Source organism: Lentzea atacamensis, assembly GCF_003269295.1.
Lineage (GTDB): Bacteria > Actinomycetota > Actinomycetes > Mycobacteriales > Pseudonocardiaceae > Lentzea > Lentzea atacamensis.
Genome location: NZ_QLTT01000001.1, coordinates 447,831 through 459,865, shown reverse-complemented (window position 1 = coordinate 459,865; position 12,035 = coordinate 447,831). Strand labels below are relative to the sequence as shown.

Below are 12,035 nucleotides of genomic sequence, written 5' to 3'. Positions count from 1 at the left end.
GTGGAGCACCTTCTCCACCGGGCCATCCGCAGGCAGGACGATCACCTGCTCGATCTGGGCTGTGGCGATGGCACCTGGTTGCTACGCGCGCTACAGGCGCACGGCGGCGTAACGGCTGTCGGAGTCGACATCTCGGGTGAAGGCTTCGACCACGTCCTCAGCGAGGCCGCCCGGCTCGGTCTGGAAGATCGGCTCGAACTGCGCCGCCAGGACGTCGCCGAGTACCGGTCGACCAGGAAAGCGGACTTGGTGCTCAGCGTGGGAGCCGCCTACGCGTTCGGCGGGCTGCTCCCCACGTTGAGCGCCGCTCGAGAGCATCTCACCGAAGACGGGATGCTCCTGCTCGGCGACTGCTTCTGGGAGCGCGAGCCCGACGCTGCCGTCCGGGCGGAACTGGAGGACGGCCCGCAGAAGTACGCGGATCTCCCGACCACCGTGGCCCAAGTCGTCGCCGACGGATGGACACCGGTCTACGGATACATCAGCACCATCGCGGAGTGGGACGAGTACGAATGGTGCTGGACCGGCACCCTCGCCCGGTGGGCCCTCGACAATCCCGAACACCCCGACAGCGACCTCGCTCTTCAGATGTCAGCGGCCCACCGCACCAGCTGGCTGGGCGGCTACCGCGGAACTCTCGGGTTCGTCGTTCTCCTGCTGCGGCGCACACCGCCCCCGGCATCGACTGAGGTGTCCTGAGGGAGACCCATCGGCCACCGCGACCACCCGAACACCGACCACGTCGTCCACACCTCCGCCGCGATCTTCGCCGCGGAGGCCGACCTGGACAGTGCCGGCAACACGTGGATCCGGCGCGACGAGTACACGGGCTGCAGCATCCAGAACCACCCGGAGAACGTGTTCGGCTACTGGCAGGCCCGGAAGGAAGAGATCTGGGACCAGTGCTGGCCGCACGACCCCGAGCTGAGCGGGGACGCCCACGCCTACGCGGTCGGCCGCCAGATGCGGCCGGAGGGTCGGATCTTCTGGCCCGGCACGCCGTGGGTACCGCCGGGTGACTTCCACGTGGCGGGCTGCTGATCACTCCCAGACCGTGACGTCACCGGTGATCGCGGTGCTGTCGATCGCGACGACGTCGATCCGGAAGATCCGGCCGGCGGGCGACCTTCCGCACACGCGGCTGCCGGCGACCAGGTTCTCCGCGTCCTTCGTCGCGCGCTTCACGAGGTCGGCGGCGCACTCGGCCTGTCCCGGTGCGCCGTCGCCCAGCCACTCCGCGAGTTCGTAGCCGTCGTCGCCGTGCAGACGGTGCTGGGTGAGCCGCCAGAGGTTGGTGCCCGGCACGTCGCGTGGCTGCGCGAGGTCGAGGTGGAAGCTGCCGAACTGCAGCGTGCCGCTGTACCGCACGCCGGTGGCCGCGGGCGGGGGCGCGGCGGCGGCAGTGGTGGTCGTTGTCGTGGGCGCGACTGCGGTCGGGACGGCGTTCGTCGTACGCGGCACCGACCCACCCGGCGCCGGACGGGCGGCACCGGCCGTTGTCGTGGTGGCCGGTGCACCTGAAGCCGGTGGCGACGCTGTGACGGCCGGGGCCGAGGTCGCGGTGGTGGCGGCCGCGGGTGTGTGCTGCGCCTGCTCGCCCGGCACCAGCACGAACGCGAGCACCGCCGCACTCACCACAGCCGCCGCCACGCCGAGAAACCAGCTGGGCCTGCGCCACCGCGGCTCGCGTTGCGCGGTCACGTGGACCTCGCCGATCGATCCCGCCTGGATCGACGTGCCCTGGACATCGCCGTCGACGGCGTTGTCGGTCGACTGATCAGAGTGCTTCACGACTGGCCCCTGCCCGGACTGCGAATGCGTGCTGAGTGGCTGATCGGCAGACCGTCGGCAGGTGTTACGGGTGCGAACGAAGTGGCTAGCGGCCCTTGAACTCCGGCTTCCGCTTCTCGGCGAAGGCGCGCGGACCCTCCTTCGCGTCCTCGCTGCGGAACACCTCCATGCCGAGCCGGGCGTCCACTTTGAACGCCTCGTTCTCGTGCATGGCCTCGGTCTCCCTCATCGTCCGCAGGATCGCCTGCACCGCCAGCGGTCCGTTGGCCGTGATCAGCCCGGCCAGCTCCATCGCCTTGTCCAGTGCCTGACCGTCCGGCACCACGTGCCCGATCAGGCCGATCTCCTTGGCTTCGGGTGCCTTGATGTGCCGCCCGGTCAGCAACAGATCGGCCGCGACGGTGTAGGGGATCTGCCGCGGCAGCCGCACCGCCGATCCACCGAGCGGGAAGAGTCCCCACCGCGCCTCGGAGACACCGAACCGCGCGCTCTCGCCGGCCACCCGGATGTCGGTCGCCTGCAGGATCTCGGTGCCGCCGGCGACCGCCGGACCCTCCACCGCCGCGATGAGCGGTTTCGTCAACCGACGACCCTTCAGCAGTGGCTCGATCACCGAGAAGTCGTGACTTCCCGCCGTGTCACTGGGATGGTTCGACGTCATCGCCTTCAGGTCGGCGCCCGCGCAGAACGACCCGCCGGCGCCGGTCAGGATGCAGGCCCGGACGTCGGGATCGTTGTCCACGCGGTCCCAGGCCTCGCGCATGATGGCCATCATCGGGCCCGACAACGCGTTGCGGACCTCTGGCCTGTTCATCGTCACGACCAGAACGTTGCCGACCAGGTCCACCAAGGCGTGGGGTTCCGTCGTGGTCGTCATTCGCGCGCCTCCTGGATCGAGTCTGACCGCACGGGGGATTGTCCAGAACAGTAACACGTTCTACTTTGCCTACCATGGCCCTCAACGTCGCAGACCTCGTTGAACACGCCGCTGACACCGTGCCCGACCGGATCGCCCTCGTGTGCGGCGACCGGAGGGTCACCTATGCCGAGCTCGAGTCGCGAGCCAACAAACTGGCTCACCACCTGGCAAAGAACGGCGTGACACAGGGGTCGCACGTCGGGCTCTACGCACGCAACTCCATCGAGCTCGTCGAAGCCATGCTCGCGGTCTACAAGCTGCGCGCGGTGGCCATCAACGTGAACTACCGCTACACCAAGAACGAGTTGCAGTACTTGTTCGGTGAGGCGGATCTGGTCGCACTCGTACACGAACGGCGGTATTCGCCGCTGGTCGCGGAGGTCGGGGCTCCCGGGCACACCGTCGTGATCGACGACGAGTCCGAAGAGGAGTTCGCCGGCGCCGACTACGAGACGGCGCTCGCCGGGGAGTCGGGCGAGCGGGACTTCGCGCCACGCAGCGGCGACGACCTCTACATCCTCTTCACCGGCGGCACGACCGGCATGCCCAAGGGCGTGATGTGGCGGCACGAGGACGTGTGGCGCACGCTCGGCGGCGGCATCGACTTCGTGACCGGCGAACGTCTGACCGACGAGTGGCAGCAGGCCAAGGCGGGCAAGGACTACGGTCTCGTCCGGCTCTGCCTGCCGCCGCTGATCCACGGCGCCGCGCAGTGGGCCGTGCTCGGCGCGTTGTTCAGCTGCAGCACCGTTGTGCTCGTGCCGAAGTTCGACCCCGCCGAGATCTGGCGGGTGATCGGCAAGGAGAAGGTCCAGGTCGCCGTGATCACCGGCGACGCGATGGGACGCCCGCTGATCGAGGAGTTCCAGCGCGGCGACTACGACGGCTCGTCGCTGTACATCATCAACAGCAGCGCCGCGTTGTTCTCCTACGCCGTGAAGAAGATGTACCACGAGCTCCTGCCGCACACGACGCTGCTGGAGTCGATCGGGTCGAGCGAGACCGGCTCCACCGGCATCGGCGCGGTGTCCAAGGAGATGGTGAAGACCGACGGCACCAAGGTGAAGCTCAACGACGACACCATCGTCATCGACGAGGACGGCAACAAGCTGGAACCGGTGCCGGGTGTCATCGGCAAGCTGGCGCGCGGCGGGCACATCCCGCTCGGCTACTACAAGGACCCCGAGAAGACCGCGCGGATGTTCGTCGAGGTCGACGGCAGGCGGTTCACGGTGCCCGGCGACTACGCCAGGTTCGAGGAGGACGGCGACATCACGCTGCTCGGCCGCGGCAACACCTGCGTCAACACCGGTGGCGAGAAGGTGTTCCCGGAAGAGGTCGAGGCGGCGCTGAAGTCGCACCCGGACGTGTACGACGCCCTCGTGATCGGCGTTCCCGACGACCGGCTCGGCCAGCGCGTCGGCGCTCTGGTGCACCCGCGCGAGGGCAAGACTCCCACACTGTCCGAACTGGACGCTCACGTCCGCGAGACGCTCGCGGGCTACAAGGTGCCGCGGTCGCTCTGGCTGGTCGACGAGATCGGCAGGACGCCCACCGGCAAACCCGACTACCAGTGGGCTCGCCGCCACGTGGAGGACCATGCGCACCAGCCTGTGTGACCAGCTCGGCATCGAACACCCCGTCTTCGGCTTCACACCGTCCGAGCACGTGGCGGCGGCGATCAGCAGGGCGGGCGGCCTCGGCGTGCTGGGGTGCGTTCGGTTCAACGACGCGGAGGACCTCGACCGCGCGTTGACGTGGATGGACGAGAACACCGACGGCAAGCCGTACGGCGTCGACATCGTGATGCCCGCCAAGGTGCCCGCGGAAGGCACGCAGGTGGACCTGAGCAAGCTCATCCCTCAGGGCCACAAGGACTTCGTGCAGCAGACGCTGCTGAAGCTCGGCGTGCCACCGCTGCCGGAGGGCGAGGACAGCCAGGGCGTTCTCGGCTGGCTGCACTCGGTCGCGCGATCACACGTGGACGTGGCGCTGGAGCACCCGATCCGGCTGATCGCGAACGCCCTGGGCTCGCCGCCCGCCGATGTCATCGAACGGGTGCACGCGGCCGGCGTTCCGGTGGCCGCCCTCGCGGGCAAGGCCGAGCACGCGCGCCGGCACGTGGAGAACGGCGTCGACATCGTCGTGGCGCAGGGCTACGAGGCGGGCGGGCACACCGGTGAGGTCGCCACGATGGTGCTCGTGCCGGAGATCGTCGACGCGGTGGAAGTGCCGGTGCTCGCCGCCGGTGGCATCGGCTCCGGCCGTCAGGCGGCAGCGGCCATGGCGCTGGGCGCCTCCGGTGTGTGGATGGGCTCGTACTGGCTGACCACCACCGAGTACACGCTCGGGAACTCCAGCACGCAGCAGGCGTTGCTCGCCGCCGGTTCCAGCGACACCGTCCGCACCCGCATCTACACGGGCAAGCCGGCGCGGTTGCTGAAGACGCGGTGGACGGAGGCGTGGGCGGCGGAGGAAGCCCCGCAACCGCTGCCCATGCCGTTGCAGAACCTGCTGGTCAGCGAGGCACACCTGCGGATCGCCCGCACCGACGACCCGTCCGTGGTGTCGATGCCGGTCGGGCAGGTCGTCGGGCGGATGAACGAGGTGCGCCCGGTCGCGGAGGTGCTCGCGGAGTTGCTGCGGGAGTTCGACGAGACGGTGGAACGGCTCACCAAGCTGCGCTGAGCTTCAGGAGCTGGGCGGTCGCCCCGCCCAGCTCGAACTCGGCCCGCTTCGCCGCGGTGAAGTACTTGTGCACGTCGTGGCTCATGTCGATGCCCGTGCCGCCGTGAACGTGCACGGCGGTGTGCGCCACGCGGTGCCCGGCGTCGGCAGCCCAGAACTTCGCCGTCGCCACCTCGGCGTCCGCGTGCAGGCCCTCGGACAGCCGCCAGGCCGCCTGCCACAGCGTCAACCGGATCGCCGCCACGTCGATGTACGCATCAGCGAGCCGTTGTGCCACGGCCTGGAAGCTGCCGATCGGTCGGTCGAACTGCACGCGGGTGCGCGCGTACTCGGCTGTCAGCTCCAGCGCTCGTTCGGTCACGCCGAGCTGGAAAGCGCAGAGCCCCAACGTGTACCGCGTGACGAGCCACTCCGGGGTGAGTCCGGGAACCGGTTCGCCACCGGAGAACTCGAACCAACCCGCCTCCGAGCCGTCGACCAGTTCCTGCGGAGTGATGTCGAGCCGGCCGGCCTCGACGAGGAACACCTGCTCGTCGTGCGACACCAGGAACGCGGCCGCACTGGCCGCGAACGGCACGGTCGTCTTCGCGCCATCGGCTTCCGCAAGCGCCACGGACAGCACGGTTCCCGGCGTCAGCCACCGCGAGCGCTGTTCCGCCGTGCCGAACTCCGCCAGTGCCGACGCCGCGACCATCGTGGACAGGTACGGCACAGCGGCGACCGCGCGGCCGAGCTCGACCAGCACCGAGCACTGTTCGAGGACGCCGAACTCGTCGGGGGAGTCGGGCACGACACCCGACTTGACCAGATCAGGCCACGGGTCGGCCGAGGAGTCGAGGATCTTGCGGGTCAGCGCGGCGAGTTCGCGTTGTGCCTCGGTCAGGGTGAAGTCCATGTCGTCTCCCGGTCATCGAGGCACCGCGGGCAGGCCGAGGCCGGCGCGCGCGATGATGTCCCGCTGGATCTCGTTGGTGCCGCCGCCGAACGTCAGGATCAGCGACGACCGGTGCATGCGTTCCACCCGGCCCTGCAACAACGCGCCCGGCGAACCGGCGCGCACGATTCCGTTGGCGCCCAGCACCTCCATCAGCAGCCGGTAGCCCTCGGTGGCGAACTCGGTGCCGAACACCTTGGTGGCCGAGGCTTCCGCGGGTGAAGGCGCGTCGTCACCGCCGGAGGCGATCCGCCAGTTGATCAGCTTGAGGAACTCGGTCTTGGCGTGCACGCGAGCGAGGTGCAGCCGTACCCACTCGTTCTGATCGGCGCCGGTTTCCTGCGCCCATTGACGAACCTCGCGCAGCGCGGTCTGCAGCGGTGCGGCCGAACACAGTGCGACGCGTTCGTGGTTGAGCTGGTTGGTGATGAGCTTCCAGCCCCTGTGCTCCTCGCCGATCAGGTTCATCGCCGGCACGCGCACGTTGTCGTAGAAGGTGGCGCTGGTGGTCGGCCCGGACATGGTCGGCACCGGCGTCCAGGAGAAACCGGGGTCGGTGGTCGGCACGATGATGATGCTCAAACCCCTGTGCCGCTGCGATTCCTGGTCGGTGCGGCACGCCAGCCACACGTAGTCCGCGTACTGGATGAGACTCGTCCACATCTTCTGGCCGTTGATGACGTAGTCGTCGCCGTCGCGGACCGCCCGGGTGCGCAACCCCGCCAGGTCGGTGCCGGCCTCGGGTTCGGAGTAGCCGATGGCGAAGTGGATCTCACCGGAAGCGATCCTGGGCAGGTAGAACGCTTTCTGCTCGGCGGTGCCGTACGCCATGATGGTCGGCCCGATCGAGTTCAGCGTCAGGAACGGGACCGGCGCACCGGCGGCGGACGCCTCGTCGAGGAAGATCAGCTGCTCGATCATCGGCCGGTCGCGGCCGCCGTACTCCTCCGGCCAGCCGATGGTGAGCCAGCCGTCCTTGCCCATCTGGCGGACGGTGTCCTTGTACACCTCGGCATCACCGTAGTCGCTGCCGCCGGCGAGCCCTGCCCGGCGTTCCGGCGTCATGAGCGCGGCGAAGTACGCCCGCAGCTCCTGGCGCAACCGCTCCTGTTCGGGCGTGAAACCGATGCGCATGGCCGCTACTCTAGAACAAGTTCTACCTGCTGTCAGGAGGCTGTCATGAAGGTGGACGTGGACCCTTCGGTCTGTGAGGCGCACGGGGTGTGCATGTCAATCCTGCCTGAGGTGTTTGACCTTGACGACGAAGAGGTTCTGCAGATCCGGGAGGGTGAGCTGGCTGATGACGAGGTCGAGAGGGCCGAACGTGCCGTCACGTCGTGCCCCATGGGCGCGCTGCGGCTCTCACGCTGATGGACCTTGTCACGAACAGGAACAGATTCTAGTGTGCGACGGGTATCGAGTGCCGTGGCACTGGCCGTGAGCTCAGCGAGGAGTGATACCGGTGAAGGCAGCCGTGCTCAACCAGGTCGGTGACGACAAGCTCGAGCTCCGGGACGACGTGACGACCACCGCGCCGGGGCCGCAGGAAGTGCGCATCAAGATCAAGGCGTGCGGTGTGTGCCACAGCGATCTGTCCGCGATGGACGGAACGCTGCCCGCCCTGGCACCCGGCGTCATCGGGCACGAAGGTGCCGGTGAGGTCGTCGAGATCGGCACTGCCGTCACATCGCTCGCGGTGGGCGACCACGTGGCGATCACGTTCGTGCCGCCGTGCGGGAAGTGCGCGCAGTGCGTGACCGGTCAGGCCCACCTGTGTCTCGTGCACACGTTGTCCGCGTTCACCTCGCCGCGTTTCGTCGTCGGCGGCAATCCGGCGTTCGGTTACGCGGGTCTCGGCGCGTTCGCCGAAGAGATGGTCGTGCCCGCCGACGCGGCGATGAAGGTCGACGACGACGTGCCGTGGGAGATCGCGGCACTGCTGTCCTGCGGCATTCTCACCGGTGTCGGCGCCGTGCTCAACACCGCGAAGGTCGAACCGGGTTCCAGCGTCGCGGTGATCGGCTGCGGTGGCGTCGGCATCGCGGTGATCCAGGGCGCGCGGCTCGCCGCGGCGGCGAAGATCGTCGGCGTGGACCCCGTGGTCGAGAAGCACGAGGTGGCGCAGCGGTTCGGCGCGACGCACGCGACGACACCCGAGGGCGTCGCCGATCTCAACAACCAGCTCAACGGCGGCATGGGCTTCGACTACGTCTTCGACGTGGTCGGCCTGTCCGCCACGATCCGGCAGGCGTGGGACCTGACTCGGCGCGGCGGCCACACGGTCGTCGTCGGCGCCGGACGTGCCGACGCGATGGTGTCGTTCAGCGCGCAGGAACTGTTCCTGCACGACAAGACCTTGCACGGGTCGTTCTACGGAACGGCGAACTTCCGCCGGGACGTGCCGCGCATGATCGCGCTGTGGCGCCAGGGGCGTCTCGACCTGGAAGGCATGATCAGCAAGCGGATCCGCCTCGAGGACGTGAACGAGGGCCTGCAGGCGCTGCGCGGCGGAGGATCCCTGATCCGTCAGGTCATCCTCTTCGACTGAAACACACAGCCATCGGGAGTCTCAAGTGGACCTTGCGGGGAAGGTCGCCGTCGTCACCGGCGCGGGAGCCGGGCTCGGCCGGGCGGAAGCACTGGAGCTGGCTCGTGCCGGTGCTTCGCTCGTCCTGAACGACCTGCCCGGCTCGGCCGACGCCGTCGCGGCCGAGATCGAGGAGCTGGGCGCCAAGTGCGTCGTGGTGGAGGGTGACGTGGGGGAGCGGACCACCGCGGACACCCTCGTCACCGCGGCGCTGGAGGAGTTCGGCGGCCTGCACGTCGTCGTGAACAACGCCGGAGTGCTGCGCGACCGGATGCTGTTCAACATGTCCGACGAGGACTGGGACCTCGTGATGAGAGTCCACCTGCGAGGTCACTTCCTGTTGTCGCGCAACGCCGTCTCGTTGTGGCGGCAGCAGTCCAAGTCGTCCGGCGAACAGGTCTACGGGCGGATCGTGAACACCTCGTCGGAGGCGTTCCTGCTCGGCTCCGAAGGCCAGGCGAACTACGCGGCGGCCAAGGCCGGGATCGCCGCGCTGACGGTCGCGACGGCCCGAGGCACGTCCCGCTACGGCGTCCGCGCCAACGCGATCTGCCCGCGTGCTCGCACGGGCATGACCGCGCACGTGTTCGGCGACGCACCGGAAGGCGACGACCCGCTGGCGCCCGAGCACGTCGCGAAGTTCGTGGCGCACCTCGCGGGTCCATCCGGCGAGAAGATCAACGGCCAGGTCTTCGTGGTGCACGGCGGCATGGTCGCGCTGATGGCGCCGCCCACCGTGGAGCAGAGGTTCACCGGGTTCGAAGATCTGGACGACCACTTCGCCGGTCGCGATCCGAAGAAGACGTTCTCGTGCACCGAAACCATGAGTCTTTGAACGACACTGTGCTGTAGGAGGAGCTGTGACGCTCACCGTGCAACCGCACCGCGAGACGCTCGGCCTGAAGGACGGCCGGCTCCTCATCGGGGGCGAGTTCCGTGAGACGGCCGAGACCTGGACCCACCACCACCCGGCCACGGGTGAGGAGATCGGCCACTTCGCCGTCGCGTCACCCGAGGACGTCGACGCCGCCGTGCTCGCCGCGCGCAAGGCGTTCGACGAGGGCACGTGGTCGAGGTCGAAGGTCGGTGAACGCATCCGGGTGCTGCGCAGGTACAGCGACCTGCTGCGGGAGCACTCCGACGAGCTGCGCGGCCTGCAGGCGCTGGACAACGGCGTGCCGCTGTCGTTCGGCCAGATCTACGCCACGTCCGTCGGCATCGCGGCGGACATCTTCGACCACCACGCGGGCTGGATCGACAAGGTCGGCGGCCAGACCCTGCCGCCGTACCAGGGTGGCGACCACCTGGCGATGACGTTCCGCGAGCCGGTCGGTGTCGTCGCGGCGATCCTGCCGTGGAACGCGCCGTTCGTGCTGTTCGCCCAGAAACTCGCGCCCGCGCTCGCCGCCGGGTGCACGGTCGTCGTGAAGCCCTCGGAGTACGCGTCGTTCTGCGTGATCCGCATGGTCGAGCTGCTGATCGAGGCGGGTCTGCCGGAGGGCGTGATCAACCTCGTCACCGGTCCCGGCGATCCGACCGGCGAAGCCCTGATCACCCACCCCGCGGTCGACAAGATCAGCTTCACCGGCAGCCGCGCGGTCGGCCGCCGGATCGTCGAAGCCTCCGCGGGCACGATGAAGCGCGTTTCCCTGGAGCTGGGCGGGAAGTCGCCCGCACTCGTGTTCGCGGACGCCCCGAACGTCGGCCTCGCCGCGATGACCTGCATGGGCATGGTCACCATGGGCCTGTCGGGTCAGGCGTGCGTCGCGCACACACGGGCGTTGGTGCAGCGGGACGTGCAGGAGGAGTTCGTCGCCACCGCCTCGATGCTCGCGAGCGCGGTCACGTTCGGCGACCCGTTCGACCCGGCGGTGCTGGCCAGTCCGTTGATCAACCAGAAACAGCTCGACCGCGTGCTCGGCTACATCGAACGCGGCCAGCAGGACGGCGCTCGCCTGGTCACCGGCGGCACCCGGCTCGAAGGCGATCTCGCGTCGGGCAACTTCGTGGCGCCGACGATCTTCGCCGATGCCAGCAACGACATGACGATCGCCCGCGAGGAGATCTTCGGACCGGTGCTCACCGTGGTGCCGTTCGACGACGAAGAAGAAGCCATCCGCATCGCGAACGACACCGAGTACGGCCTGGGAGCCGGTGTTTACACCAACGACGTCCGCCGCGCGTTCCGCGTGTCGAAGAGGCTGCGCGTCGGCATGGTCGGCATCAACGGCTTCCAGCTCGAACCGCACGTGCCGTTCGGGGGTTTCAAGCAGTCCGGTCTCGGCCGCGAGGGCGGCCAGAGCGCCTACGAGGCCTACACCGAGCTCAAGACCGTGATGATGCCGCTGACCGACGAGCTGATGTAGATGCGGCTGGACGGCAAGATCGCCCTGATCACCGGTGCGGCCCGCGGTCAGGGCGCGGCCGCGGCCCGCCGGTTCGCCGAGGAGGGCGCGCGGGTGATGCTCACCGACGTCCTCGACGACCAGGGCAAGGAGCTCGCCGCCGAGCTGGGAGCGGAGTACTGCCACCTCGACGTGTCCAACGAGGACGAGTGGGCCGAGGCGGTCGCGTTCACGATCAGCACGTTCGGCGACATCTCGGTGCTGGTGAACAACGCGGGCGTCCTGCACTTCTCGGCGCTGACGGACACGACACTCGCCGACTACCAGCGGGTGATCGGCATCAACCAGGTCGGCACGTTCCTCGGGATGCGCGCCGTCGTGGAGTCGATGACGCGGGCGGGCGGCGGATCGATCGTCAACGTGTCGTCGGTCGAGGGCCTGGGCGGCATGCCGTACCTGGTTGCTTACACGGCTTCGAAGTTCGCGATCCGCGGCATGACCAAAGTGGCCGCGATGGAGCTCGGCCAGCACGGCATCCGCGTCAACTCCGTGCATCCCGGCGCGATCAACACCCCGATGGTGGGCGAGGCGCTGGGCCGCCCGGTCGACATCTCACCGATCGGCAAGAAGGTGGCGCTGCGCCGAGTCGGCCAGCCGGAGGACGTCGCGAACGTCGTTCTGTTCCTGGCCAGCAGCGAAAGCGCGTACTGCACGGGCGCGGAGTTCGTGGTGGACGGAGGTGCGACCGCCACGCACGCGCTGAGCTGACTT

The 12,035-nt window shown here is 68.8% G+C and carries 12 protein-coding genes and 1 pseudogene; 9 read left to right on the top strand and 4 right to left on the bottom strand.

Going from position 1 to position 12,035, the window contains the following annotated elements; all coding sequences use genetic code 11:
* Both C8D87_RS02375 and C8D87_RS02370 read left to right on the top strand, forming a co-directional pair.
* A complete protein-coding gene (locus C8D87_RS02375; protein ID WP_215732138.1) occupies positions 1 to 699 on the top strand; it encodes an SAM-dependent methyltransferase in 699 nt (232 codons plus the stop codon).
* A 159-nt stretch (positions 700 to 858) separates the two neighbouring features.
* The gene (locus tag C8D87_RS02370) at positions 859 to 1,041 is read left to right on the top strand and encodes a hypothetical protein (protein WP_112225368.1); all 183 of its coding nucleotides are present in this window, start codon (positions 859 to 861) and stop codon (positions 1,039 to 1,041) included.
* Here the strand turns inward: C8D87_RS02370 and C8D87_RS02365 are convergent, their stop codons facing one another.
* Complete coding sequence (locus C8D87_RS02365; RefSeq protein WP_112225367.1) at positions 1,042 to 1,791, bottom strand: hypothetical protein; 750 nt, start codon at positions 1,789 to 1,791, stop codon at positions 1,042 to 1,044. It lies immediately after the preceding gene.
* An 85-nt stretch (positions 1,792 to 1,876) separates the two neighbouring features.
* Positions 1,877 to 2,668, bottom strand: a complete 792-nt coding sequence (locus tag C8D87_RS02360) for a crotonase/enoyl-CoA hydratase family protein (protein ID WP_112225366.1) — start codon at positions 2,666 to 2,668, stop codon at positions 1,877 to 1,879.
* Positions 2,669 to 2,742: 74 nt separating this feature from the next.
* On the opposite strand from C8D87_RS02360, the gene C8D87_RS02355 reads away from it, so the two are divergent.
* Both C8D87_RS02355 and C8D87_RS02350 read left to right on the top strand, forming a co-directional pair.
* Positions 2,743 to 4,329, top strand: a complete 1,587-nt coding sequence (locus tag C8D87_RS02355) for an acyl-CoA synthetase (RefSeq protein WP_112225365.1) — start codon at positions 2,743 to 2,745, stop codon at positions 4,327 to 4,329.
* A complete protein-coding gene (locus C8D87_RS02350; protein ID WP_112225364.1) occupies positions 4,310 to 5,398 on the top strand; it encodes an NAD(P)H-dependent flavin oxidoreductase in 1,089 nt (362 codons plus the stop codon). The genes C8D87_RS02355 and C8D87_RS02350 overlap by 20 nt, the downstream gene beginning before the upstream one ends.
* Here the strand turns inward: C8D87_RS02350 and C8D87_RS02345 are convergent.
* Positions 5,382 to 6,293, bottom strand: a complete 912-nt coding sequence (locus C8D87_RS02345; protein ID WP_112225363.1) for an acyl-CoA dehydrogenase family protein — start codon at positions 6,291 to 6,293, stop codon at positions 5,382 to 5,384. The two genes, C8D87_RS02350 and C8D87_RS02345, sit on opposite strands and share 17 nt — an antisense overlap.
* 12 nt (positions 6,294 to 6,305) lie before the next feature.
* Complete coding sequence (locus C8D87_RS02340; RefSeq protein ID WP_112225362.1) at positions 6,306 to 7,466, bottom strand: acyl-CoA dehydrogenase family protein; 1,161 nt, start codon at positions 7,464 to 7,466, stop codon at positions 6,306 to 6,308.
* Between the two features lie 45 nt (positions 7,467 to 7,511).
* Between C8D87_RS02340 and C8D87_RS02335 the strand changes: the two genes are divergently transcribed.
* The 5 genes and pseudogenes from C8D87_RS02335 (at position 7,512) to C8D87_RS02315 (ending at position 12,032) form a co-directional block, all read left to right on the top strand.
* Entirely contained in the window at positions 7,512 to 7,703 is a 192-nt protein-coding gene (locus C8D87_RS02335; protein ID WP_109636734.1) for a ferredoxin, read from the top strand.
* 91 nt (positions 7,704 to 7,794) lie between these two features.
* Positions 7,795 to 8,880 carry a Zn-dependent alcohol dehydrogenase gene (locus C8D87_RS02330; RefSeq protein ID WP_112225361.1) on the top strand — a complete coding sequence of 362 codons (1,086 nt, stop codon included), beginning with the start codon at positions 7,795 to 7,797 and terminating at the stop codon, positions 8,878 to 8,880.
* A gap of 22 nt (positions 8,881 to 8,902) precedes the next feature.
* Positions 8,903 to 9,754, top strand: a pseudogene (locus C8D87_RS02325) (3-oxoacyl-ACP reductase); the annotation flags it as partial.
* Between the two features lie 25 nt (positions 9,755 to 9,779).
* Positions 9,780 to 11,285, top strand: coding sequence for an aldehyde dehydrogenase family protein (locus C8D87_RS02320; protein WP_109636737.1), 1,506 nt, complete (start codon positions 9,780 to 9,782; stop codon positions 11,283 to 11,285).
* The gene (locus C8D87_RS02315) at positions 11,286 to 12,032 is read left to right on the top strand and encodes a glucose 1-dehydrogenase (protein ID WP_109636738.1); all 747 of its coding nucleotides are present in this window, start codon (positions 11,286 to 11,288) and stop codon (positions 12,030 to 12,032) included.
* Positions 12,033 to 12,035: the final 3 nt, after the last annotated feature.